2 protein-coding genes are annotated in these 1,558 nt (G+C 71.0%); both read left to right on the top strand.

The window, feature by feature from the left end; genetic code table 11:
* The coding region (locus FVW20_RS14850; RefSeq protein WP_307831572.1) for a molybdopterin dinucleotide binding domain-containing protein at positions 1-294 on the top strand (294 nt) is incomplete at its 5' end.
* A 148-nt stretch (positions 295-442) separates the two neighbouring features.
* Positions 443-1,558: hypothetical protein (locus tag FVW20_RS14845; protein WP_196610216.1), on the top strand; the 1,116-nt coding region annotated here is incomplete at its 3' end.

Here is a 1,558-nt window from a genome sequence, read left to right as displayed (position 1 = left end):
CGCCTCGGCCTTGTCGACGGTGACCCGGTGCGGGTTGTCTCCCCCCACGGGCAGGCGCGCTTCATGGCCGCCGCCGACGACGGCCTGCCGCCCGACGTGGTGCAGGCCGACCACGGCTGGTGGTTTCCCGAACGGCCCGGCCCGGACCACGGCTGGCGCGAAAGCTGCGCCAACCTGCTGTACGGGCACGACCACTTCGACCCGGACAGCGGCGCGGAGCCGTTGAAGTGCGGGCTGTGTCGCATCGAACGGGTCCTGGCGCACGAAGGCGACGAGGGGGTGGCCACGCGCTGAGCGCACGGGCCTGCGCGGGGCGTGCCTGATGCATGACCCGACGCCGGGACGCCGAGCATCCCGTTGCGCGCATCACCTGTCCCGCGATAAACTGACGCCATCCGCACTGCGCGGCCCCTCCCCCCCCCCTCTCACTCCGGAACCGCCCATGCCCACGTCGCGCCCCAGGTTTTCCGCTTCTCTTGCCATTGTCATGGCCATTGCTGCCGCAGCCCTGCTCATGCTGCTGGGGCTGTGGCTGGCCGCCCGCGAGTTCAACGTGCGCACCGTGGCGGAACAGGGACGAAACCTGCGTGAACGGCTGCTGCTGCGCGTGGCTCCGGCCATCACCGCCCTGCAACTGACGGGCGACCTGCTGTCCTCTGTCGCGCCGGACCGCCCCACTCCGGCGGACGCTCGGGAACTGGTGCTTTCCTCACTGGCCAACAACCCCGGCGTGGACGCGGTCACGGTCTGCGACGGCACGGGCCTGCTGGCCATGTCCTTGCGCGCCAACAGCGGCACCCTGCTGCATGTCCGCAGTTCCGATGGTACGGATGGTTCCGACGACGGACAGGGAGCCCCATGGGGGCGCATCAACACCCACGCCACCCCGCACGGCCCCGGCGACCCCACGCCCCCTGCCATCGCAGAGGTGTGCCGTCGCATGGCCGCCGCCACCAACGCCGGGGCGCTCCGGATCGAATCCGGACGAAAAACGGCAGCAGCCTGGACCGACGTGCACCCATTGCTCATGGCAAGTGCTCCGCCCGGCAACAATGCCGACGCGGACGCCGCATCACCGGCCAACAGCGCGGCCATTACCGCCGTGGTCGATGCACACGACCGGCAAGAGGGCGGTGAGCGTTCCGTGGGCTACAGCTTTCGGCTGGACGGCCTGCTTGCCTCTCTCGCCGAGGGCCTGCCCAGGGATGCGCGCGTGCTGGTCACCTCGCCACGCGGAGAAAACCGTGCGCCCCAAGAGGCGGCATCCCTGACCGGGGATGGCGACCCCGTGCGCGAGGCCGCCTTTGCCGCGTGGAGCACAGCGGGCATGCCGTCCGATGCCGCCTTCACCTTCAAGGTGCAGGGCGCGCGCTGGTGGGCACACCTTGCGCCCATCACCAATGTAGACACCCGTACCTTCGCCGGGGTGGCCATGCCGCAAGACCAGCTGCTGCACATGCTGCTGCGCGAGGCCGCCATCCCCCTGCTGCTGGCCTGCGGCGGGCTGGCCGTGCTGCTGGGCGCGTGGTGGACGCATGCCCGCCGGGGCGCATCCGGC

The organism is Nitratidesulfovibrio oxamicus, from assembly GCF_015731765.1.
GTDB classification, from domain to species: domain Bacteria; phylum Desulfobacterota; class Desulfovibrionia; order Desulfovibrionales; family Desulfovibrionaceae; genus Cupidesulfovibrio; species Cupidesulfovibrio oxamicus.
Note: the sequence above shows the minus strand (reverse complement) of the source record. Positions and strands in the feature narration are given on the sequence as shown.